General features: G+C 68.3%; 24 protein-coding genes. 18 read left to right on the top strand and 6 right to left on the bottom strand.

Translation table 11 applies throughout. The features are described from left to right. Window positions 1-212: 212 nt before the first annotated feature. Complete coding sequence (locus tag ACZ4S3_RS33410; protein WP_467941179.1) at window positions 213-872, bottom strand: TetR/AcrR family transcriptional regulator; 660 nt, start codon at window positions 870-872, stop codon at window positions 213-215. A 324-nt stretch (window positions 873-1,196) separates the two neighbouring features. On the opposite strand from ACZ4S3_RS33410, the gene ACZ4S3_RS33405 reads away from it, so the two are divergent. Next, window positions 1,197-2,447: a M6 family metalloprotease domain-containing protein gene (locus ACZ4S3_RS33405; protein ID WP_467941149.1), complete on the top strand. Its 1,251-nt coding sequence runs from the start codon at window positions 1,197-1,199 to the stop codon at window positions 2,445-2,447. Window positions 2,448-2,469: 22 nt separating this feature from the next. On the opposite strand, the gene ACZ4S3_RS33400 is transcribed toward ACZ4S3_RS33405, so the two are convergent. Further along, window positions 2,470-3,123: a TetR family transcriptional regulator gene (locus tag ACZ4S3_RS33400; RefSeq protein WP_467941147.1), complete on the bottom strand. Its 654-nt coding sequence runs from the start codon at window positions 3,121-3,123 to the stop codon at window positions 2,470-2,472. Between the two features lie 67 nt (window positions 3,124-3,190). Here ACZ4S3_RS33400 and ACZ4S3_RS33395 point away from each other — a divergent pair, with 67 nt between their 5' ends. Together ACZ4S3_RS33395 and ACZ4S3_RS33390 are read left to right on the top strand one after the other, a co-directional pair. After that, window positions 3,191-3,427: a hypothetical protein gene (locus ACZ4S3_RS33395; RefSeq protein ID WP_467941182.1), complete on the top strand. Its 237-nt coding sequence runs from the start codon at window positions 3,191-3,193 to the stop codon at window positions 3,425-3,427. After that, window positions 3,424-3,723, top strand: a complete 300-nt coding sequence (locus ACZ4S3_RS33390) for a hypothetical protein (RefSeq protein ID WP_467941145.1) — start codon at window positions 3,424-3,426, stop codon at window positions 3,721-3,723. Before ACZ4S3_RS33395 ends, ACZ4S3_RS33390 begins: the two co-directional genes overlap by 4 nt. A 112-nt stretch (window positions 3,724-3,835) precedes the next feature. On the opposite strand, the gene ACZ4S3_RS33385 is transcribed toward ACZ4S3_RS33390, so the two are convergent. Then, entirely contained in the window at window positions 3,836-4,507 is a 672-nt protein-coding gene (locus ACZ4S3_RS33385; RefSeq protein ID WP_467941141.1) for a 4'-phosphopantetheinyl transferase family protein, read from the bottom strand. Between the two features lie 1,365 nt (window positions 4,508-5,872). On the opposite strand from ACZ4S3_RS33385, the gene ACZ4S3_RS33380 reads away from it, so the two are divergent. Genes ACZ4S3_RS33380 through ACZ4S3_RS33315 form a run of 14 tightly spaced genes read left to right on the top strand, consistent with a single transcriptional unit; the run spans window position 5,873 to window position 17,411 of the window. Next, window positions 5,873-6,190, top strand: a complete 318-nt coding sequence (locus ACZ4S3_RS33380; RefSeq protein WP_467941138.1) for an acyl carrier protein — start codon at window positions 5,873-5,875, stop codon at window positions 6,188-6,190. Then, window positions 6,187-6,447, top strand: coding sequence for a hypothetical protein (locus tag ACZ4S3_RS33375; protein WP_467941134.1), 261 nt, complete (start codon window positions 6,187-6,189; stop codon window positions 6,445-6,447). The genes ACZ4S3_RS33380 and ACZ4S3_RS33375 overlap by 4 nt, the downstream gene beginning before the upstream one ends. After that, window positions 6,444-7,649 (top strand): beta-ketoacyl-[acyl-carrier-protein] synthase family protein, encoded by a 1,206-nt coding sequence (locus ACZ4S3_RS33370; RefSeq protein ID WP_467941130.1) that lies wholly within the window; start codon window positions 6,444-6,446, stop codon window positions 7,647-7,649. The genes ACZ4S3_RS33375 and ACZ4S3_RS33370 overlap by 4 nt, the downstream gene beginning before the upstream one ends. Next, entirely contained in the window at window positions 7,646-8,443 is a 798-nt protein-coding gene (locus ACZ4S3_RS33365) for a ketosynthase (RefSeq protein WP_467941128.1), read from the top strand. Before ACZ4S3_RS33370 ends, ACZ4S3_RS33365 begins: the two co-directional genes overlap by 4 nt. A gap of 23 nt (window positions 8,444-8,466) precedes the next feature. Next, window positions 8,467-10,014, top strand: a complete 1,548-nt coding sequence (locus tag ACZ4S3_RS33360; RefSeq protein ID WP_467941126.1) for an amino acid adenylation domain-containing protein — start codon at window positions 8,467-8,469, stop codon at window positions 10,012-10,014. After that, a complete protein-coding gene (locus ACZ4S3_RS33355) occupies window positions 10,011-11,198 on the top strand; it encodes an acyl-CoA dehydrogenase family protein (RefSeq protein ID WP_467941123.1) in 1,188 nt (395 codons plus the stop codon). Before ACZ4S3_RS33360 ends, ACZ4S3_RS33355 begins: the two co-directional genes overlap by 4 nt. A gap of 22 nt (window positions 11,199-11,220) precedes the next feature. Then, window positions 11,221-11,646, top strand: a complete 426-nt coding sequence (locus ACZ4S3_RS33350; protein WP_467941120.1) for an acyl-CoA thioesterase — start codon at window positions 11,221-11,223, stop codon at window positions 11,644-11,646. Window positions 11,647-11,683: 37 nt separating this feature from the next. Further along, entirely contained in the window at window positions 11,684-12,388 is a 705-nt protein-coding gene (gene fabG, locus ACZ4S3_RS33345) for a 3-oxoacyl-ACP reductase FabG (RefSeq protein ID WP_467941116.1), read from the top strand. Window positions 12,389-12,403: 15 nt separating this feature from the next. Further along, entirely contained in the window at window positions 12,404-13,183 is a 780-nt protein-coding gene (gene fabI, locus ACZ4S3_RS33340) for an enoyl-ACP reductase FabI (RefSeq protein WP_467941112.1), read from the top strand. Between the two features lie 34 nt (window positions 13,184-13,217). After that, window positions 13,218-13,460, top strand: coding sequence for an acyl carrier protein (locus tag ACZ4S3_RS33335; RefSeq protein WP_467941109.1), 243 nt, complete (start codon window positions 13,218-13,220; stop codon window positions 13,458-13,460). Continuing rightward, on the top strand, window positions 13,457-14,683 hold the full coding sequence (locus ACZ4S3_RS33330; RefSeq protein ID WP_467941105.1) for a beta-ketoacyl-[acyl-carrier-protein] synthase family protein: 1,227 nt from the start codon (window positions 13,457-13,459) through the stop codon (window positions 14,681-14,683). Before ACZ4S3_RS33335 ends, ACZ4S3_RS33330 begins: the two co-directional genes overlap by 4 nt. Then, window positions 14,680-15,660, top strand: coding sequence for a beta-ketoacyl synthase N-terminal-like domain-containing protein (locus ACZ4S3_RS33325; RefSeq protein ID WP_467941102.1), 981 nt, complete (start codon window positions 14,680-14,682; stop codon window positions 15,658-15,660). The genes ACZ4S3_RS33330 and ACZ4S3_RS33325 overlap by 4 nt, the downstream gene beginning before the upstream one ends. Next, window positions 15,650-16,462 carry an acyl-CoA thioesterase domain-containing protein gene (locus tag ACZ4S3_RS33320; RefSeq protein WP_467941098.1) on the top strand — a complete coding sequence of 271 codons (813 nt, stop codon included), beginning with the start codon at window positions 15,650-15,652 and terminating at the stop codon, window positions 16,460-16,462. Before ACZ4S3_RS33325 ends, ACZ4S3_RS33320 begins: the two co-directional genes overlap by 11 nt. 49 nt (window positions 16,463-16,511) lie before the next feature. After that, window positions 16,512-17,411 (top strand): TIGR03854 family LLM class F420-dependent oxidoreductase, encoded by a 900-nt coding sequence (locus ACZ4S3_RS33315; protein WP_467941094.1) that lies wholly within the window; start codon window positions 16,512-16,514, stop codon window positions 17,409-17,411. A gap of 108 nt (window positions 17,412-17,519) precedes the next feature. On the opposite strand, the gene ACZ4S3_RS33310 is transcribed toward ACZ4S3_RS33315, so the two are convergent. The 3 genes from ACZ4S3_RS33310 to ACZ4S3_RS33300 form a co-directional block, all read right to left on the bottom strand. Beyond that, window positions 17,520-18,647: an aminotransferase class V-fold PLP-dependent enzyme gene (locus ACZ4S3_RS33310; protein ID WP_467941091.1), complete on the bottom strand. Its 1,128-nt coding sequence runs from the start codon at window positions 18,645-18,647 to the stop codon at window positions 17,520-17,522. A gap of 120 nt (window positions 18,648-18,767) precedes the next feature. Next, window positions 18,768-19,766 (bottom strand): proline dehydrogenase family protein, encoded by a 999-nt coding sequence (locus ACZ4S3_RS33305; RefSeq protein ID WP_467941088.1) that lies wholly within the window; start codon window positions 19,764-19,766, stop codon window positions 18,768-18,770. Window positions 19,767-19,825: 59 nt separating this feature from the next. Next, on the bottom strand, window positions 19,826-20,941 hold the full coding sequence (locus tag ACZ4S3_RS33300; protein WP_467941085.1) for a fatty acid desaturase: 1,116 nt from the start codon (window positions 20,939-20,941) through the stop codon (window positions 19,826-19,828). Window positions 20,942-21,611: 670 nt separating this feature from the next. Between ACZ4S3_RS33300 and ACZ4S3_RS33295 the strand changes: the two genes are divergently transcribed. Then, complete coding sequence (locus ACZ4S3_RS33295) at window positions 21,612-22,499, top strand: LysR family transcriptional regulator (RefSeq protein ID WP_467941082.1); 888 nt, start codon at window positions 21,612-21,614, stop codon at window positions 22,497-22,499. Window positions 22,500-22,666 lie beyond the last annotated feature (167 nt).

The following is a 22,666-nucleotide window of genomic DNA, read 5'->3' as shown; positions in this document are numbered from 1 at the left end:
CGGCCCGCTGGGCATCAGTTACCGACAACGGCGGGATCTTCGGTCCAGGACGACTCACACTCAACCAACGACGAAACTCCGACTCAGGTCACTAGCGGTGCGGTGAGCGAATAACGGGACGTGGATTCGGGACGTGAATCCGGGAGGTGAATTCGGAACAGGACTGGGTCGTACGGCGGCGGTACTGACGACGGTGCCGTCGGCGCCTTCGCCTACGGGTGGCGCCGCCTCAGGTCATCCAACGTGGCGGCAGCGCCGGGAAGTTCGGACCGTGCGGGCGTCAGCAGACCGTCCAGGAACAGCTGCAGATGCCGGTGCACGAACTGGTCGAAGTCGATACAGCCACTGCCCGGCAGGGGGCGGGTGAGCTGGGTGAGCGCGACCATCAGGTCACCGACGGCGATGTCGGTACGCAGCTGGCTGCTGTCGCGCGCGGCACGCATGAGGGCCTCGATGGCCGCCTCCAGGCGTTCGCGCGCGGCGAGCAGGTCGGGGTGACTCAGATCGATGCTGTCCGAGAGCAGCAGGCACAGCGCCCCGATCCGCTCCTCCACCGCAGCGTGAACAAAGCGCCGCAGCGCCTGGAAAGCATCGGACTCCTCGGCAAGGGCGCTCTCGGCGCGGTCCGCGGTACGGGCCATGACGGAGAGCGTGACGTGGTGGACCAACTCCAGTCGATCCGCGAAGTGACGATAAAGCGTCGCATTGCCGACGCCCGCGCGTCGAGCGATTTCATCGAGCGCGACCTCGGGCCCGAACTCGACCATCGTCTCGCGGGCGGCCGCGATGATCCGCTCGCGGTTACGCAGCGCATCGGCCCGCAGGCGCGGCTGCGCAGGCTTCGCGCGGCCGGGGGTGGCCTCAGTGCCCATGGCGCTGTCGACGCCCGTGGCACCAACGACGCCGGCAGCGCTCTCGACGCCGGCAACGGCAGCGAATTCCGTGGCGGTCACCGCGGCACACCCCTCTCATCTCTCATCGCTTCTCGATGGCCTCGACGGCCGAACGGCTGGAGCGGCAAACCGGGGAAGGGCTCCCCGGTTCGACCACGCCTGGTTAAACGGGGACCCCCTCCCCGGATATTTCCCCACCGGGATGTGACTCGGACCACACCCGCCACCCGCTCACCCCTGGCCACCCTCCAGATGACCTAACCCCGCGCGCGAGTGACCGGCCCCCCACACAGAGTCATCATCATGAAGCTGAAGATATCCGCGGCCCTGGCCGCGGGCGCGGCCACCACGGCGGCCGCTGTGGCCATGGGTGCGCCGCCCACCGCCGCCGCCATCGCCTCGCCGCCGGGTGCGCCGCCGAGCGGACCGTGCGCACTGGGCGGCATCACGAGCGACGTCGCCGAATCGGCGGCCACCCCCACCGGCTATGCCCGCTCACACGGCACCGTCCGGGCGCTCACCCTCTTCGTCGACTTCCCCGACGCCCGCGCCACGATCACCCCGCAGGCCCGCTTCGCCGAGTTCTTCCCGGCCGCCACGGACTTCTTCCGCGCAAGCTCGTACGGCAGGCTCACCTACCGCCCCGTACCGCTGCTGAAATGGATCCGTATGACGCGTCCCGTGGCGGCGTACGGCGTCAAGCGCGACGCCACCTTCGACCCGAAGTCGAACACCGGCTATCACGCCCTCTCCCAGGAGATCGTCCGCGCCGTCGACGGCACGGTCGACTTCCACGCGTACGACGTCGTCAACGTCCTGGCCGCGCCCAACGCGGGCCCGCCCGCGGCCCGTATGGTCCTGTCGGTCACCTTCAGCGGCGGCGACATGGGGCTGCAGACGGCGGACAAGGTGCCGTTCCGGAACGCGTCCTTCATATGGAGCCGGCAGTCCGGGGACAGCGCCTACCGCGTCCTCAACCATGAGAACGGCCACGCCTTCGGCCTCCCCGACCTCTACTACACCGACGGCCGCCGCGCCGTGACCCCGGTCGGCCACTGGGACCCGATGGACGAGGACTGGGGGCCGAAAAACGACTTCCTCGGCTGGCACAAGTGGAAGCTCGGCTGGCTGGCCGCCAACCAGGTGCACTGCGTACCGCGCCACGGGACGCCGTCCGAACACACCCTCACGCCGATGCCGGTCCCCGGCGGCACCAAAATCGTCGTCATCCCGACCTCCCCCCGCACCGCCCTCGTCGCCGAGGCCCGCACCCGCGGCCCCCTCGACCCGGCGGTCTGCCGCCCCGGCGTCCTGGTCTACCGCGTCACCACCCACACCACCTCGGGCAGCGGCCCCATACGGGTCGTGGACGCCACCCCCGACAGCCGCGGCTGCTTCACCACCGACAAGTACGTCGAACCAGGACTGACCGACGCCACCTTCCGCCCCGGCGGCACCTACACCGACCACAAGTCCGGCGCCTCGGTCACCGTCCTCGGCGAGAACCCGGACGGCACCTACCGCATCCGCGCAACCCCCGCACGCACAGCGTGACCCCCCTTCACCCCTCCCCCTCCTACTCCTCCCCCTCCAACTCCTCCCCGTTCTCCCGCCAGTGACGGCGGCCGATGGCAATCAGCCGCAACTGGCGCCGCGCGGTACGGACCACCCGCACGTCTTCCCCCTCCGCGCCGTCGCCCGCATCCAGCAGCGCCGCGGCCGTCGTCACCAGCCGGTCCACGTACAGCTCCGCCAGCATCCGCACATCCTCATCCCGCCAGCCCTCGGACACCGGCTGAGCCTTGAGCGCCTCCGCGACCTCCTCCGCGAACCGGTCCAGTTCGCCCGCGATGGCCTGCCGTACGGCCCGTACGCCGCCGTGCCGTTCGCGCGCCACGAACCGTACGTGCGCGGGGTGTTCGCGCACATGCCGCTCGACGACCGCGATCGTCCGGTCGATCCGCTCCTCGGCCGCGGCCTGCTCGACGAGAATCGCGCGCACCATGGCATGCAGACTCCCCAGCGCCTCCCCCACCAGGACAACGCCCAGCTCCCCCATGTCCTTGAAGTGCCGGTAGAACGCGGTCGGGGCGATCCCCACCACCCGCGTGACCTCCCGCAACCCCAGGCTGCTCAGGCTCTGCTCCGCCAGCAGACCGAGCGCCGCGTCAAGCAATGCCTGACGGGTCTTCTGCTTCTGTGCCTGCCGGACTCCAACGGTGTGACTCATGTCATCCAGTAAACAACCGTTCTCCGAACTCCTCCACCCGTGGGTACCCCTAGACTGAAGGAACTCAGTGAACAACTGTCCTCTGAGTACGACATACGCGTCGAACGCGCACGTCCTCCACCCGAGCTGGAAAGGCAGCATCATGCTCTTCCTCGTCGCAGCCCTCCTCCTGATGGGGGTCATGCTGGGCACCGCGGCACACCTCCCCCTCCCCGTCACCCTCGTGGCGGCCGCCGTCATCGCCGGCTGGCTGCTCGTCTTCACACTCCGCGAACGCCGCCACCACGAGGGGACCCCCCGATGACCACGCTCACCGACGCCACGCCGCACACCACGAAGAATCCGGCGGCCGCCCAGCAGCCCCGTTCACACGCCGACGGCATGGCCGTGGCCTCCTTCGTCCTCGGCCTGCTCGGCACCCTGGTCCTCAACCTGGTCCTGGGCCCCTGCGCCCTGATCCTCGGCGGCCTGGCCCTGGCCCGCGGCACCCACCGCCGCGGCCGCGCCCTCCTCGGCCTCGCCCTCGGCGCCGTCGACCTGATCCTCCTCGCCACCCTCGTCACCACCGACGGCACGGTCAGCTGGCACATAGGAGGCTGACGGCCCCTGGCCGAACGCTCCCCGACCGCCTACGACCACCGAGAACATCGGACGCAATTGTCCAGGGGTGGGCGGGGCAGCACACCGGGGCACCCGGCCGCGGCGGGTGTGGTCAGGCCGCGGCGGGTGCCGCGTCGACCACCACGCAGGTGGCGATCAGGTCGTTCTTGACGATCCACCGCCCGCTCAGAGTGGTCAGGGACCGGCCGCCGAGGGGCAGACAGTTGTCGTGCAGGGACACGTCGAACGCCTGCCGGTCGGGGTGGAAGGTCAGGCTCGCGTCATGGAAGCCGAGCCAGCGACGAGCGAGCGGAAACCAGGCCTTGTAGACGGACTCCTTGGCGCTGAACGTCAGCCGGTCCCAGTGCACTTCCGGGCGGCGGGCGTACAACCGGGCGAGCCGGGCGATCTCCTCCGGCCGGGCCACCGCCGGCAACATGCCGTCGGGCAGCGCCTGGTGCGGCTCGGCGTCGATACCCAGGGAGGCGACGTCGCCGGCGCGGACCACCGCGGCGGCCCGGTAGCCCGCGCAGTGCGTCATGCTGCCCACGATGCCCTCCGGCCACCGCGGTTCCCGGCGCGGGCCGGGCAGGATGGGGAGAGGCGGCAGACCCAGCTCGCCGAGGGCCGTGCGGGCGCAGTGGCGGACAGTCCGGAACTCGGCGCGCCGCGCCTCCGGTGCACCGCGGGTCGCGTCCTCCTCGCCGGGGAAGAGGGCCGCGTGCGGCAGGTCGCGGAACGCCTCCGCGGAGGCCACCGGGACCGGCAGGATCCCCCTGATCACGGCGCACCCCATCGGGTGTCGGCCGACAGGGAGGCCCGGTCGGGCGGATGTGGTCATGGCTGCTCCATGCGGGGCATCAGCATGCGAGGGTGCAGCCGGTGCCGGCGACCGGGCCGTGTGAGACCACGCCCGCGGCGGATCTTCCGCCCGGCCAGGGCGAGTTCTTCCGTGATCTTCGTGACGGTGTTCACCGAGACGCGCCCCTCCAGGGATCCGGCAGGCCGGACGGTGCGGGAGAGGGCATCACGGTGCGTACAGCCCCCTCAAGGAACTCGGCATCGCCCGTCCGTCGCTGGACCCCATGAGCCTCAACTTCCCCCGCAATCACGGACTCCACGCTACTAGGGGACGTTCAGCGAGGAGGCAGGCTTCCCGGATCCGATCCACACCGGAACCGCCCCGCCTCATGGCCACCCTCCGCAGCCTGGCCATCGGCCTGTTGCGCCAGGCCGGCCGGGACATCGCCCTCCTCGAGATCACCACACGCGAACGCATTGGACCTGGGCCTTCGCTGCGACAACACAATGAATTCACCGCGCGACACGAGGCTCACTTCCATGACCGGTCGAGGAGAATCCCTGCAGGCCGCCACCTTCTTTACTGAATCTTTACCATCTGTTAATTACACAGTGATCCACGTCACAATGTTTAGGACTTGTACAGCAAGACGGGCCTGTGATCAACTTCCGGAAAGCGAGGACGATCCAGGCGAACCAAGCAGCTCACTTCTAGATCCACTTCAACGCACCGCGCTTAAGGGATCCACGGAAAATGACGTTTAGCTTTTCTGGTGCCGTGATCAACAAATCGGCAGGAAACTTACCACCCGCCGAATTCGCCTGCCCTGGGGCGAAAGTTGCTCACTTACGGAGCACCAAGAAGTGGGCGACGTCCTCATTTCTGCCCCACATCGATAACGACATCGAGAATATCCCGTTCGCCGACGAGGAATCGACCGTCCGGCGACTGAATCCGATGCCCGCTGACGGCATGTTCATCTGCGCGAACGCCGCCGCAGTGCGCACCGCGGCCGAGCACGTGCCGAGCGCCCGCGACATCGCGGTCGACCTCGAGAGCCCCCGGTCAATCAACGCCATTCGGCGGTACGGGGAGACACACACAACTCCGCCCGCTCGGCAGTGCACCCCGGGCATGCCGCTCCGTGGTCCCGCATCCGCGCCTCTCGTAGAGAGGCCCGATGCCCCTCGCATGCGACAAGTACGCGGGCAAGACCCTCACGCGGACGGAATCGCACCAACGCCTCGGCAGCTGCGCGGGCATGTGCCCGGCGCCTGTCCATCCGACTGACCGCACCGCAGAAAACCACGCGACAGACCAAAAGAGCCAAAAAAGGGGGAGGCAGCAATGCCCATAGAAAGCCAGGAAGCAGAAAGGCGAGAAATCCTCGCACTCTTGGCACGCATCATGGATGAAACCCTCGGTCTCGAACTGGGCGAAAACGTCGACCTGAGCACCTCGATCGGCCCGGAGGGGATCGGAATTGAGTCGATCGGCATCCTGGAGGTGACGGTTCACCTCGAGCGGGAGTACAACATCGAATTCTCCGACGAAACGCTGGAGGCACTGCTCAGCGGCACGCTCGGGGAATTCATCGACGAGGTCGTCAAGCAGCGCACGGCAATAGCCACCGGCGCGAGCACGGAGAACAGTGGTTCGTCGTGATCACAGCGAACGACATCAGAAAGATCCTCATCGAAGGCAGGACGCTTGCCGGCGTGGAGGACGTCGAGGACGACGCGGAAATCCTGGTCGACTCCTTCTCGCTTGCCTGGCTTGACCACAACTTGAGAACCGAATTCGGCGTCGAACTCGACCTTCGGGAAGTCAGGGTCGAGAATTTTTCGAGCATCAACCGGATCACGGACTATGTCAACGCACTGACCGCCGGGAACGCCGCGAACTCGGGGGAAGGCCGATGACGGAATCCCACCGCGTCGTCGTCACGGGCTTCGGAGTCTTCACCGCTTTCGGTTTCGGAGAGAAGGCGCTGCTCGACGGGGTGTTCTCGGGCCGCCCCGCCTTCCGCGACGTGGAGCGGTTCGACACCTCGGCATTCCGGTGCGCATCCGCGGCGGTCTACGAGGGCACCGGCCCGGAGATCCCCGGCGTGACCTTCTCGGGGGACGCGCCGCCGCGTCAGCATGACGCCCTGGTGGCGTGCTCTCGTGCCGCGATCGATATGGCGGGCATCGCTCCGTCGAAGATTGCCGGCGCGCTCGTCGGCAGCCAGGGTGACTACACGCCGACCACACGGTATTGGCGTTCGGTGGTCGGCGGAGCGGACACGCCTGACACGGCGTTCCTGAAGGACAGCGTGCCCGGCCAGCTCTCCCATGGTCTGGGGGACGCTCTCGGCCTGGGGCCGCTGCGCATGACCTTCATCAACGCTTGCGTAGCCTCCGCCGACAGCATCATTCACGCCAGCCGCCTCATCAGCCGAGGACGCACCGACGCGCTGCTGTGCGGCGGGGCGTACCTGGTCGAAAGAGAGCTGTTCGCCAAATTCGACTCGGCGCGTGCCTTCGCCAAGGACGGCTTCGTTCGCCCGTTCTCCAAGGACCGGACCGGCCTGCTGCTCGGCGACGGAGTGGCGTGTCTGGTGCTGGAGTCCGAGGCCGCCGCGACCGCGCGGGGCGCGAACGTGCTCGCCCGGGTCGCGGGCTGGGGCATCACCTCCGATGCCTACCACGCCAGCCGGCCTCATCCTGAAGGCCGCGGAACCGCGCGGGCGATGGAGTCCGCGCTCCGGATCGCGGGTCTTGGCCCCGACGCGGTGGACTACGTCAACGTGCACGGTACGGGCACTGCCTCCAACGACACCTCCGAGACCGCCGCACTGCACCGGGTGTTCGGGGACCGGGCCGCGCACCTTCCCGTCAGTTCGACCAAGAGCACGACGGGACACACCCTCGAAGGCGCCGGGGCCGTGGAGACCGTGATCACTCTGCTGGCCCTCAACCATGGACTCGTCCCGCCCACGGCCAACTTCACCACACCCGATCCCGAGTGCGACCTGGACTACGTGACCGACGGTCCCCGCCGCGGGAGCCTGCGACGCGCGATGACGACCAACTCCGCCTTCGGCGGGGCCAATACGGCGCTGCTGTTGGAGCAAGCATGATCAACACGCGTACCGAACGACTGCTGGTCTCCGAGGCTCTCGTCGTGCCGTCCGGTATCACGATCGGCGGCACCACGGTCGAGTCCGCCGAGGCGCGCCGAGTGCCCGGCTTCGTGGAATCGCCCTTCAGTCCTCTGGTCAAAGCCGTCATCGACCGCTGCCTGGCCGGTGTCACCGGAGGCGCGGCCTTCGGCGACGAGGGCGCGCGAACGGGCGTGGTGCTCGCGACCCTCTGCGGCGACGCGGTCACCACCGATCTCGGGAGCCGGCTGCTGGCGTCCGGGCAGGTGGCCAACCCCCTGCTGTTCTTTCAGTCCGTGCCGACGACGATCCTCGGCGTGGTCGCCCGCGACTACGGCATCACCGGACCGACGACCTGCGTCGCTCTCCGCGGCGACCTGCGCTCCGAGGCCCTCGACCTCGTCGACACGATCCTCGACGATGACATGGACCAGGTGCTGCTCCTCGGCATCGACCTGGCGGCCGAGAGCAGGTCGCTCAGCGCCCACGCGGAGCTGACAGACGGCGGGCCGCACGTCGGCGCGGCACAGGTCGACGCCGCCGTCGCGTTCTTCGTACGCCGTGCCGGCTCCTCGTCCGAGACGGCGGAGGTCTCCGTGGCTCCCGTCGCCGACGAGCACCTGTCGCCCTTCGGGAGCCTGGCCGGTCTCGTTCAGCTCTACTTCACGGTCCGCGCGCGCCGTACGGCGGCCGCCCCCGGCACGGTCGCCGTCGACGTGGGTTCCGCACTGGGTGAGCGTCGGCTGCAGCTGCAACTGAGCGAGTCCGGATGACCGGATCAGCTGAGCTTGCGACGGTGAACACAGAAGAACGGCTGGACGGGCTCCTCGCCTGCGCGGCCGGCAGGTACCCGGATCGGCCGGCTCTCGTGGACGGCAACCGCGCCTGGACGTACCGGGAACTCGACGATGCGGTCAGCCGCCTGGCCGGACGACTGGCCGAACACGGAGTGAAGCCCGGCGACCGGGCCGGGGTCTTCATCTCCAAGTCGGCCGAAGCCGTCATCGCGGTCTATGCGGGGCTGCGAGCCGGGGCGGTCGTGGCACCACTCGACATCCGGAATCCGGTCGTCCGCACCAGCCACATGGTGCGTCAGGGCGGCCTGACCTGGTTGCTCACCGTTGCCGCGTCCGAGAACCTCGCTCGGCAGGCAGCGCGGGGCGATGAGATTCCCGAGGTCCGCGCCCTCGAAGGCGGCATCGGTCTGCTGCACACGCGGGAGACGACTCCTGTGGAGCCGCTTCCCGAACCCGCGCGCGACGGCGGCTATGTGCTGTTCACCTCGGGCAGCACGGGTGTGCCGAAGGGCGTGCTGCTGTCGCACTCCAACGTCGCGCACTTCGCCGTCTGGGCCGCCGCGGAAACGGGACTGCGTCCTGTTGACCGCATCGGGTCGCAGGCCGCCCTGACCTTCGACCTGAGCACGTTCGACCTGTTCGCCGCCGCTGTCGCCGGCGCGTGCACGGTGTTGATGCCGGAACGGCTGAAGGCGTTCCCCGCCGATGTCGTCGACTGGCTCACCGAACAGCGGATCAGCGTCCTGTACGCGGTGCCGTCCCTGTACGTCAACATGCTTGAACGGGGCGGCATCAGCGACGCATTCCCGTCCACCTTGCGGACGCTGCTGTATGCGGGAGAGCCGTTCCCCCCGCGTGCGCTGGAGGCGTGTCTGCGGCTCGCCGCCGACCGGCCGGTCTACAACTTCTACGGACCGACGGAGACGAACGTCTGTACGTTCACGCGTCTCCCGGCAACGTGGACGGCGGCGCAGGAGGCCACGATCGGTTCGGCTGTTCCCGGCGATGTCGTGGACGTCTTCGACGAGACCGGGGAGCTCACGTCCGATAGGGGCGAGATCCACGTCGCGGGCGCGACGGTCTTCCTGGGCTACCTGGTGGACGGCGCACTCCACGATCCGACCCGGCGGGTGCGCTTCCGTGACGGGGTCGTCCGCCGCGCCTATCCGACCGGAGACCTCGGCAGGCGCACGGGCGGCGGCGAGATCGTGCTGTTCGGCCGGAAGGATTCCCAGATCAAGCGGCACGGCTACCGCATCGACATCGGAGAGATCGAGAACGTGCTGCTCGACTCGCCCAAGATCCAGGCGGCCGCCGTCGTCGCCAAGACCGGCGCGCACGAAGGCGAGCTCTGGGCGTACGCGCAGGGCACGGCGAACGAACGGGAGATTCTCGGGCTGCTGCGCACGCAACTCCCGCTGTACATGGTGCCCGACCGGGCGGTTGTGGTCTCGGCCTTCCCGCTCAACGCCCGCGGAAAGACCGACCGCCTGACGCTCGCGGCGGAGGCGACGTCGAAGCCCTCGCCGCTGAAGGAGACACGATGACGCTCCCCGACGATTTCGACAAGATCCTCGACGCCGCGCACCAGGCCGGACGGGAGCTGGAGCCGCTGGCCACCGGCGTGGACGCCCGGACCGGCGACCTCCAGGAGCCTTACCGGATCCTCGCCGAGGCCGGTTTCCTGACGCTGCTGGTACCGCGCAGGGCGGGCGGTGCCGGTCTCGGGTTCGCCGACTACTGGCGGGTGTTGTCCGCCGTCGGGTTCCACAATGGTGCGGCGGCACTCGGGTTGAACATGCACAACGCCGTCATCGGACCGTTGTGCGAATCAGCGGACACGCCCTTGCCACCGATGGCCGAGGAGTTCCGCACCTGGCTCTTCGACGAGGTCGTCAACGGTCACAAGATCTTCGCGTCCGCCGCGTCCGAACCCGTGAGCGGAGCGAAGCTGCGCGGACTGCGGACCCGCTACCGGAGAACCGAGGACGGCAAAGGGTTCGTGATCACGGGCGAGAAGTCGTTCGTTTCGCTGGCCGGCATCGCGGACTACTACGCGGTCCCCGCCCGGCCCGAGGATTCCGACGATCCCGGACGCATCTCGCACTTCCTGGTGAGCAAGAACGACCCCGGGGTCTCGTTCGGGGACATCCACAACCTGACGGCGATGTACGGGACGAGCACCGCCAACATGACCCTGGATTCCGTCACCGTGCCCCGGTTCCGGCTGTTCCTCGGCATCGAAGGCCTGTCACTGCCCAAGGTGGTCCGCGAACCGCACTGGATGGTCGCCGGTTACACCGGTGCGTACCTGGGAATCGCCGAAGCCCTGCAGCAGGCCGTCGTGGACTACCTGTCGGCCTCGCCCCAGCGGACGGAATCGGCCGTCGTCCAGCGCAACGTCGGGCTGCTCGCCGCCCGCCTGCACGCGGCCCGCGCACTGGTCGAACGCGCGGGTGAAGCCGTCGATCTCGGACGCGGTGGTGTCAGGGCCAACACCCTGATCCACGCCGCCAAGTACACCGTGGGCGACCTCGGCGCGGAGCTCTCCCGCATCGTCGTCTCGATCTGCGGTTCAGCGGCCGTCAGCCGCTCCAGGCCGATCGAGCGGCTGCTGCGCGAACTCCAGTACGGGGCGGTGATGCCCGCCAAACCAGAAGAATGTCTGGAATACCTCGGCAAGGCCGCCTTTGGTGTCGACCTCCGCGACGAAAAATCATTCTCCTGGTGAAACAAACGAAGGCAGAGACTTCATGACACAGGACGACGCGGTGTTCGCGCACGCCGTCACGCCTCGCTTCTACGAGATCGACCGCCAGGGCGTCATGTTCAACATGTGGTACCTGGCACACGTCGACGAGGCGGTGGACGGCTTCTTCCTCGCGCGTGACCTGCCGTACGCCGCATGGTCCGAACTGGGCGTCGACGTACACGTCGCCCATGTCGAGATCGACTGGAAGGCGGCCATCAGGTACACCGATCGGCCGGAGGTGCTGGTCAGCACCGCACGGGTCGGGAAGAAGAGCTTCACACTCGATTTCGCCTTCCGCAGCGACGGTGCGGTCACCGCGACCGGCTGCATCGTCTATGTCGCGGTGGCCACTGATGGATCGGGCAGTACTCCGCTGCCCCCTCGGCTGATCGAGGCGCTGGACGGCGCATCGGTCGGCGGGAAATGAACCCGGCGGAAAATCAACCTCGTACTCAGGGGCAGGGATGACTAGATCGGTATTGGTGACCGGCGGGAACCGGGGCATCGGCCTCGCCATCGCCCGAGAAATGGCCGCCACCGGCGACGCCGTGGCTGTGACCTATCGGTCGGACAAGGCACCGGACGGACTGTTCGGCGTGAAGTGTGATGTCACGAAGACCACGGACGTGGACGCCGCCTTCGCCAAGGTCGAAGCGGAGCAGGGGCCCGTTGAGGTACTGGTCTCCAACGCCGGAATCACTCGGGACAAGCTCTTCGCGATGATGCGCGAAGAGGACTTCGACGCGGTGCTCGACACGAACCTGACGGGCGCATACCGAGTCGCGAAGCGTGCGGCGAAGAACATGATCCGCGCACGCGCCGGGAGGATCATCTTCATCTCCTCGGTGGTCGCGTTCTCCGGACAGATGGGTCAGGCCAATTACGCCGCGTCGAAGTCAGGACTGGTCGGACTGGCTCGCTCGCTCGCCCGTGAACTGGGTCCGCGGAACATCACCGTCAACGTGGTCGCACCCGGGTTCGTCGACACGGAGATGACTGCGGGACTCAGCGACCAGATCAAGGCGGCCGCCAAGGAGCGCACACCACTCGGCCGCATCGCCTCCCCGACGGAAGTCGCCAGGACCGTGCGGTTCCTGGCGAGCGCGGACGCCGGCTACGTCACCGGAGCCGTCATCCCGGTCGACGGCGGCCTGGCCATGGGACTTTGAGAGAGGAAGCCGCTCATGGGAATCCTTGAGGGGAAGAACATTCTGGTCACCGGAGTGCTCACCCAGCACTCCATAGCCTTCCACGTCGCGAAAATCGCGCAGGAAGAAGGGGCGCACGTCCTCCTTACCGCCTATCCCCGCCGCACGCTGACCGAGCGCATCGCCAAGCGGCTTCCGTCGGGACCGGACGCCTCGTTGCCCGTCATCGAACTCGACGTGACGAACGCGACGCAGTTGGAGGCACTGCCGGACCGGATACGCGAATTCGTACCCGGACTGGACGGCGTCGTGCACGCGATCGGAGCCGCTCCGCAGACGGCACTCGGCGGCAATTTCCTCAACGCCTCCTGGGAGGACGTGGGAGCGGCGATGCATGCCTCGACCTACTCCCTGAAGTCTCTGTCCGTGGCCTGCCTCCCCCTGATGAAGGACGGCGGCGGTTCCATCGTGGGCCTGGACTTCGACGCGTCCCAGGCGTGGCCGCTCTATGACTGGATGGGCGTCGCCAAGGCGGGACTCGAATCCTGCTCCCGCTACCTGGCGAGGTATGTCGGACCGCAGGGTGTCCGCGTCAACCTGGTGGCGGCCGGGCCACTGGACACTCCGGCCGCCCAGGGCATTCCCGGATTCCACGATGTGGCCGACGTCTGGGCCGAACGCGCCCCGCTGGGCTGGAACACCTCCGATCCCACTCCGGCGGCCAAGGCATGCGTAGCGCTCTTGTCGGACTGGTTTCCCGCGACCACCGGGGAAATCGTTCACGTCGACGGCGGCGTCAACGTGATCGGCGCTTGATTCATCGTCACGCAATACGAATAAGGAGATCGACATGGCAGAGATCACTGATGATGTTCGGGAACAGGTAGAGAAGATCGTCTACGACGTTCTGGAGGCCGAGCCCGGAGAACTGACGGAAAAGACGTTGTTCACCGAGGAGTTCGGCGCCGACTCGCTGGCGATCATCGAGATCATGACGGCCATCGAGGACAGTTGCGGCATCGCCATCGACCAGGCCGAGACCAAGCGCATGGTGAGCCTCGCCACCATCTACGAAGTCCTGGCCGAAGCATGACCGGTAGGCTCGAGCGGGTTGTCGTCACGGGCCGTGGCGTGGTGTCGAGCATCGGCATCGGCGTGGCGGAGTTCGCCGCGGGGCTGCGGGCCGGTCGAAACGAGGTCGCGCCCATCTCCGCGTTCGACACTGCGGGATTCGCCTACGCGAACGGATCCGAAGTCACGGGGTTCGATCCCGCTGACTGGATCACCCGGACCCCGGTGGAGACACTCGGCCGCGCGAGCGCCTTCGCCGTCGCCGCCGCCGGAATGGCCTTGGCCGACGCCGGACTGGCCGGCGAGGAGCTGCGGGACCGGCCGGGCCACATCGCCGTTGGCACCGCCGACGGCGAATCACAGGACATCGACACGCTCGCCGCCGAGACGGTCGCGCAGGGAGCGGATGCGGTGGACCCGGCGCTCGTCGAACGCGCCGGGACCCATCGGCTGTCCGCCTCCATCGCATGGGAGTTGGGGCTTGAGGACGTGGCCCCGATGACGTTCGCGACAGCCTGCTCGGCGGGCAACTATGCGATCGGAGACGGGTGCGACGCCATCCGGCTCGGCGACGCCGACTACGCCCTGGTCGGCGGCGCGGACGCCATCTGCCGCCGCTCGTTCGCCTCGTTCTACCGGCTGGGCATCATGTCCCCCGACCGGTGCCGCCCGTTCGACGCCGACCGCCAGGGCATCCTCAGCGGCGAAGGAGCGGGGATCCTGCTCCTGGAAAGCCTGACCTCGGCACGGGCGCGGGGAGCGCCCATCTACGCGGAGGTGCTCGGCTACGGGTTGAACTGCGACGCTCACCACGCGTTCGCTCCCGAGGAGAAGAGCATCCAGGCGTGTATGGAGAGCGCACTTCACGACGCCGGTGTGCGGCCCGGCGATGTGGACCTGATCTCGGCGCACGGGACCGGCACCAAGACCAACGATGTGACGGAGATTCGCGCGATCAAATCCGTCTATGGTGACCGGCCGCCACCCGTCATCTCACTGAAATCGATGCTCGGTCACACCATGGGCGCATCCAGCGCGCTCGGCGCGATCGCCTCTTCGATCGCCATTACCGAGGGCTTCATACCACCGACGGTCAACCACCGGACGCCGGACACGGAATGCGACATCAACTGCGTCCCCAATCAGTCGGTCTCCGCTGACCTGAGGATCGTGCAGAACAACGGCTTCGCCTTCAGCGGCAACAACGCCATCGTCCTGCTGGGCCGCTACGAGGAATCCCGATGATCATTACCGCTTGGTCGGCCATCTCTCCGCACGGCACGAACGACCGGGACTTCGCGCAGGGCACCGTGTCGGGCCGTCCGCTTCCCGACGGCCCCCGGCCGGTGCCGGACTTCGAACCGCGAGAGTTCCTTGGGCGTCAGGGCACCCGGACCATGAGCCGCGCCACGGCGCTCGCCGTAGCAACCGCCGCCCGTCTGCTCACCGATGACGACGATCCCGTACGTACAGGGCTGGTGCTGGGTACGACGCACGGCAGTGCGCAGAGCATTCTGGACGTCAACCGGGCCTCGCTGCTCCGCGGGAAGCCGTATCACATCCAGCCGTCCTCCATCCAGAACGCGGCCATGAACAGCATCGCCGGCCAAACCGCGATCTGGCACGGATTCCGGGGGCCGAACGCCACGCTCGCCGGGGGCAGGACAACCGGATTGCTGGCCCTCGGCTACTGCCGGCGCCTGCTGCTGACGGGCCGCGCGGACACCCTTCTCGCCGGTGCCGTCGAGGAGCTCACCGAAGCGCGTTCCTGGGTTCGTGACGACACCGCCCCGCTGGCGGAAGGCTGCGCCATGCTCCGTTTGGAGCGGAGTGCTCCCCACAGCTTGGCCAAAGTACTTGCCGTCACCTCATTGGTGGTGACGGACGGCGACACCGGTTCGGCGGTGCGCAAGGCAGCGAACAGGGTTCTGACCCGCACCTCGCCCGATCGCGTGTGGGCCGCTGTCAGCTCGGGAACGACGGATGACGTGGAGTCCAAGGCGCTGGCCACCGTGTGCCCGGAGGCGACGTTGCTGCCGCCGATCACGGAATCTCTTGGCCAGGTCCATTCCGCGTCAGGCTCCTTCCAGTTGGCGAGCGTCTTGAGCCATGCCGCCGCCTCAGGCCCCGCCGAACGCATCGCCTTGCTGACCTCGGTCGAACCCCAGGGCATCGCGGTCGCCGCTGTCCTTCGAATCAAGGGAGAAACCATTGTCACTTGAGACCGCCTTCGCCGTCACGCCGTCGAGCTCGGGCTTCCGAGGAACGGTCAGCGAAACATGGATATTCGCGGGTCGCGTCTTCGGCGGCTGCATAGCGGCGTTCGCGAGCGAGGTGGCCAGGGCCACCGCACCGCATCTCGTGCTGGCCGGAATCCAGGGCTCATATCCCCGAGCGGCATCACCCGGCCCCATCGAAGGCCGTGTCGAAACCGTCAGGAAGGGCAAGAGCAGCCAGCTGCTCCGCGTTGACCTGATCCAAGGGGACGAGCTGGTCTTCACTGCTGACGCCTGGATGCTCGACAGCCGGCTGGTACCGACGACCGACCAGACCGCCGGCGGCGCGGAACCCCCGGCATCGGCGCCCCTTGTGACGTGGCTGGAAGACGAGGTCGCCTTCTTCAAGAATCTTGAGGTCCGAGCGATCGACTACCCGCTCACCCCGGCCGGGCTGGGGGACGGTGTCCCCCGGTGCGAGGTCTGGGTAAGAGGCCGCCCGGACCTTATCGGTGAAGCGACGCACGGGGCCGCCGTCGACCTGCTGCTCTTTGACAGCTTCTTGCTGGAATGCGTGTTCCGCAGCGAAGGACTCGGCACCGTTCAGCCGATCACCCTGGATCTGGGAGTGCGCTGGACGCGGCACGTCCCCATACAGACGTGGCGTCGCCTCACCACGAAGGCGACCCTCACCGAGGGCCTCGCGCTGGCCGAGGGGACCAACCAGGCCGCCGACGGCACCGTTCTTTCGACGGCCACCACTCTGGGCAGGCTGCTCCGGCGAGCCGGCACCGAGGTGCCGTCATGACACCGTGGAGAACAGGGAATCTGATGCCGGTATGAAGGTGCGCATCGGTGTGGGGAACGTACCCGAGCGTGATGCGCCGCGCGGTGATGGCGATCTGGCCCGTCTGGTGACGGACCTGGAGACGCACGGGGTCGACTCGGTGTGGTTCTCGGACCTGGTCTCAGCGCCGGGCGTGATCGATCCGCTGGTCGGTGTCGCGTACGCGGCGGGTCTCACCGAGCGGCTGAAGCTGGGTATGAGCGTGCTGATCCTGCCCGGACGCAACCCGGCCGTGCTCGCGGCGCAACTCGCGAGCCTGGCAGCGCTCGCCCCGCGCCGCGTGCTGCCGGTCTTCGGCGTCCGCCCCGCCCGGCGCACCGACCGGACGATGTTCCCCGTGCCGGGTGGGCACCGTGCCGAGGTGTTCGAGGAGGCACTGTGCGTGGTACGGGCGCTGTTGACCGCGCCGGCCGTCACCCACCACGGCCGGTTCTTCCACCTGGACCAGGCCTCGGTCGAGCCGCTGCCCGCCAAGCCCCTGGACCTGTGGCTGAGCGGCCGGGTCCCTGCCGCCCTGGACCGGATCGGGCGGCTCGGTGACGGCTGGCTCGGCAGCAACATCACCCCGGCCGAGGCCGGGGACTGCCGCGCCTCGATCGTCCGCGCCGCCGACCGCGCGGACCGGACGATCGAGGAGGACCACTACGGCACCTACCTGACGATCGTCCAGGACGACGCCGACGAGCACGCCGTGGACGCCCTGCTGACCCGTCTGCGCCAGGACCGTCCCGACGTGGACGACCCGCGCGCCCTGCTCTGCTGGGGCTGGGACGACGCCCGCGACCACCTGCGCCGGTTCACCGACGCCGGCCTGTCGAAGTTCGTGGTGCGCCCGGCCGGCCCGGTCACATCCCGCCGCGCCTTCCTCGAAGCGTTCACGACCGAACTGATGCCACTCGAAAACCGGTGACACCGAACGGCGGCAGACACCCCGGATACCGGGCGGCGATCCCGTTCATGCCCCGTCGCCCGGCCCGACCACGCCCCTCGCGATCATCGACCGGACCGGACCGGACGGTCACTGCAGGACGTCGCGCAGAGCGTGGGCGAACGCTTCCACGTCGGCCGGGGAGTTGTAGTAGTGCGGAGAAACGCGCACGGCATGCTCAACGCCGACGGTGCGCATGTACAGGGGTGTGTGGTTGCCCTGGGCGATCCAGACGTTCACTCCCCGCTCGGCGAGCCCGGCGCGGATCTTGTCGGCGGGGACCCGTTCGTGGCAGAAGGTGATGATCCCGGCGCGTTCCTTCCCGGGGTCGACCAGCCGGGTTCCCGGCACCGTCTCGATGGCGGCGCGGACGGCCTCCCGCAGCGGCCGCGGGTCGGCGTCGTCGTCGCGCGCCAGGTGGTGGACGAGCGCGGCGTGCAGGCCGTAGAACGTCGCGTTGGAGCGCTCGGCCAGTTCGAAGCGGCGCGCACCCTCGGTCCGTACCTCGTAAGCGTCGTCGGACACCATGTCGGCGATGTGCAGGTCGTGGAAGGGCAGTTCGACGGCCGAGCGCAGCCGGGCGCCGATGGCGGCGAACCCGGTGCCGCGCGGCCCCCGCAGAAACTTGCGCCCCGCGCCGGTGAGCAGGTCGCAGCCGATGCCGGAGACGGAGACGGGCAGCTGCCCCACCGACTGGCAGGCGTCGACGGCGTAGAAGCACGGCCAAGGGGCGAGGATCTCGCCGATCGCGGCCACGGGATTGACGATGCCGCACCCGGAGGGCATGTGGGTCACCGACACCAGGGCGACGTCCTCGTCGATGGACCGGGACATCCAGTCGAGGTCGAGGTCACCGTCCGCCAGGGCCGGGACGACCTCGATCCGCAGGCCGTGGCGGCGGCGCAGCTCGGTGAGCATGATGAGGTTGCCGGCGTATTCGTACGGTGTGACCCAGACGCGTGCCCCGGGGCGGAACGGGAGGTTGGCGACGACCGAGGTCCAGGCGCGGGTGGCGCTGTCGAAGAGCGCCATGTCGTCCACAGGCGCGTCGAAGGTCCGGGCCAGGGCGGCGTACACACCGCTTTCGAGGACATCGGCGTGCCGCTGCTCGGTCTCGTACGCCCCGCCGCGCGCTTCTTCCTCCAGGTAGCCGGTCACCGCCTCCACCACCGGGGGTGGCATGAGACCGCTGCCTGCGGTGTTCAGGTGCACGGGCATGGAACGTTGCTCCTTCCGATTCTTCGTCACCGCGCCACGGGCGTGCCGCGAGGGTCCGTCGGCCGGGGCGGTCGCGGGGCCCGAGGGTGGGCCGGGCCCCGCGACCTTGACCGCGAAGGGTCAGTACTCCACGCCGAACCGGACGCGGTCCGGCTGGTGGAGGTCGGCGAGCGCCGTCAGGATCACGGGCGGGTATTCGGCGATCCGGTGCAGCACGTGCAGCCACCAGTTCACTCCGTACACGGTCGCCACACGGCACGCGATACCGCGGTCCTTGTACGACTTCAGGAGCGGGGGCTGGACCCCGTGGAGCATCTCTATCTCGTCCGCCCGCTCCAACAGGCCTCGCTGGTCGAGGAGTTCGAGGAGCGAGGGGTCCTGGCTCGCGACGGCCACCGGGTTGCCGTGGTCCAGGATGCGCTCGAGGAGGTGGGCGTAGCGCTCGTTGAGTTCCGGGCCGCGCGGCAGGGCGACGTCCGCGGCCTCGTTGTACACGCCCTTCACGAGGCGGACCTTCCGGCCGAGCGGCAGGATCCGGGCCAGGTCGCTCTCGGTGCGGTGGAGGTGGGCCTGGAGCGTCAGCGCCACGTTGTCGTGCTCCCGGGCCAGGCCCTCGAACACATCGAGGATGCCGTCGACCAACGACGAGCGCTCCATGCTGATGAGGATGCCGATGTTCTGGGGCCGGGCGGCGCGCAGCAGCGCGGCGGTGTTGTCGGCGGCCGTCTGCGCGGAGATGAGGGAGCCGACGTTCGACAGGTCGAAGCCGAGCTGCACGGGCTGCTGGGGGGCGGCCTTCTCGTGCCGGTCGATGAGCTGGAGGTACTCGTCGACGACCTCTTGCACCTCGGACGCGTCGCGGGCCTCCTCGCCGACGAACTCGGCGCCGGTCCGGTAGCCCTTGCCCTCCAGTACGGCGAGCCGTTCGAAGAGCTGATCCCGGTCGGGGGCCACGATGTAGCGGTTCGCGGCGGGGGCGAGCACGGAGGCCAGCAGCGGGTCGTCGACGAAGGCCGAGCGGAGCCGGGGGTCGGCGGCGAGCTGCTTGAGCCCGTTGGTGGCCTGCCGCAGGAGGTGCGGGTCCAGGGCGGCGGCTTGCGGATCGAGCGTGGATGTCATCCCGGTGAAGTCCTCTCAGGGAAGGTCACGTCAAAGGGTCGGTGCAGAAGGGGTGTTGCTCACATGGCGCGGGCCAGCGCGGCCGCCTCGGCGAAGGTGCCGCCGCCGTCGATCTGGGACGGGTCGCTGCCGCTGCGGCGCCATTCGCGGTACTTGGAGGCGTAGCTGATCAGCGTCTCCTGGTTCTGCCGGCCGCGGGTGCGGGTGAGGACACCGGCCCACAGCGCGTCCCAGCGGGCGTACGCGGAGTCCGTGAGCAGGACCTTGTGGGCGCGCTTCATGTTCCAGAAGGGAACCCCGGTGTTGAGGTGGTGCACCAGGTGGTAGTTGTCGTGGTGGCGGCCCAGCAGGTAGCGCTCGATGCCCCAGCCATGGCGGTTGCGGGTCATGAGGATCTGCTTGCTCTCGCTCTCCGGGAGCGGGTAGTGCTCGGCGAGTTCGGAGAGCCAGCCGATGGCGATGGCCACCGTGAACAGCGGCACGAACCAGAAGAGGAGCAGTTCGGGCAGCCAGCCGAACCAGGCGCACACGCCGATGATGGCGGCCCACTGCGCGGCCATGACGACCCGCTCGGTGGTGAGGCGGATGGGCATGGACACCGTGACGTCCTGCGGCTTGAAGAGGATGCGGTCCCGTATCACGTACCCGACGTACTCAAGGGTCCGGAACCCCAGCAGGGCCAGGGCGATGTTCTTCAGGAAGAACTTCTTGTCCGAGACCTCGTGGTCGTAGATCCCGATGCCCACGTGGAAGTTGTAGTCGGGGTCCTTCTCCGGATCACCGAGGAAGCGGTGGTGGAACCCTATGTGTGAGTTCCGGTAGGGGTTGTACATGTGCAGGACCAGGTATCCGGAGAAGAAGGTCCCGAGTGTCACGTTCAGGCGGCCGCTCTTGGTGAGCACCTTGTGCGAGGACTCATGGAGCAGATTGACGAACGCCCGCTGGGTCGACCCGATGAGGACAAGGGCGACCGGGTAGAACAGGTATGAGACGCCGACGCACAGGTATATGGACAGGGCCACGACGGCGTAGTCCGCCAGAATGGCGACCGGAGCGTGGTAGTTGTCGAGCTTGCACAGCTCTCTCAGTCGCTTGCGGACCTCGCGGTCCAATTTGGCGAAATCGAGCGTGGCGTTCTTCTCGATATTTCCTTCGGCGTACGCGGAAACAGACATGGTTCACCCATTTCAGTAGGGCTGTCCAATGAATTCTGAGCCGTACACGAAAGAGGACATGCGGATTCCGCAAAGGCGGACCATGAGGCGCGGAGACGCGCCTGCATGCACTCTGATAATGATCAATTACTTTTTGGCAGCCAGTCGATGAATGACGACATGCGAGAAGTGATCAATTCTCTTGGGCTGCCTTCCTAAGCCCTCCCCCGTTCGATCGAATGCAGTCAAACATGACCCATGGCCCCGATCAAGGGGAAATGAAACTGGCCAATGTCATCCCCGGCGAGGTGTGGCCAAATCTATCTTCCGGGATTACCGCAAAGCGTAAGAAATGTCCTATAACGCCGCCCCGTGAGCGGCCAGGATGGCTTGAAGCGGGCCCCTCGACGGCCGCACCGGGGTCCGCACGGCCGACCGGCAGCCTGGAACCGGTCAGGCCGACCGGGTTGCTCCGAAACGGCCAACTACACCTCTTGCCAACAGAGTTGCCCTCCGGATCGCGCCGAGGCACGGGCCGCATCGCGCCCCTCCGGGGCGGCCCGCCACGCGCCACCGGCCCACCGCGCCGCCGCGAGGAGGGCCACGCTGGCAAGTCGCCCCTCATCGCGCGCCATAAACGAAGGGGTTCGCCATAAAGGATGCTTATCCAGGGGACGGTTAAGCTCCACTTGTGACGATCACGCTTTCCGTATTACGGGCCTTCGTCGGGGTGGCCCGCACCGGCTCGTTCCAGAAGGCCGCAGAACTGCTCGGAGTCCGCCAGCCCGCCGTGAGCGACGCGATCCGCCGGCTGGAGGCCGAGGCCGGGGGACCCGTGTTCCACCGCGCCGCGACCGGCACTCTCCTCACCGACCTGGGATCGAGATTGCTCCCCGACGCGCTGGCCGCCGTGGACGCGGCGGACCAGGTGGACCGGCTGCTCCAGGGCTGCCACCAGCCCCTCACCATCGGCTTCATGGGGGAGGCCGCGGGTCGTCTGACCACCGCGCTCCTGGAACTGGCCCAGGCCGAGACGGGCGCCGAGATCGTCCTGCGCCGCTACGACTACGCCGATCCCACCTGCGGTCTCGCCTCCGGCCAGACCGACCTCGCCATCGTCTGGCCCCCGCTGACCGCCCCCTCGCTCGGCATCCAGCAGCTGGGCAGCGACCGCCGGGCCGTCGCGGTGCCGGTCGGCGATCCGCTGGCACGGCACGCCCGGCTCGATCCCCGGACGGTCGCCGACCGCACCTGGATCGTCCCGCAATCAGCCGACCGCGTCTGGCGCCAGTTCCGCCACCCCCGGCAGGTGGGCGTGATCGACGTAGGCCTCACCGTGGCCTCGCGCTCCATCGAGGAGACCCTCGAACTGGTCGCCATGGGCAGGGGGATCGCCCTGGTGTCGGAGAGCACCGACCAGCACTACGCGCGCACCAACGTCGCCGTCGTGCCCCTCGCCGCGGGCCTGCGCTGTTCGACCGCGCTCGCGTGGCGGTCCGCCGATCGCCGGCCGGCCGTCGAACGGATCGTCCGCGTCTCCCATGCCCTGGCCGGTCCGGCGGCCGCCCACATTTCGTGACGCGGCCGGACGGGTGGCAGTGCAGGCAGGCGCGTTCGTTCGCCACCAAGGCGCACTTCACGGCAGAAAGAGCCACGCACTCCGGCCAAAACCTGTGGGGGTGGGGTGCGGGCCCGATCCGCGCCGGCACCGAATACCACCCGCCCCCGCGCGAAGCCCGTTACTGC

It is taken from the genome of Streptomyces sp. NPDC028368 (assembly GCF_055565615.1).
The sequence above is the reverse complement of the archived record's forward strand: the minus strand, read 5'-3'. Positions and strand labels throughout refer to the sequence as shown.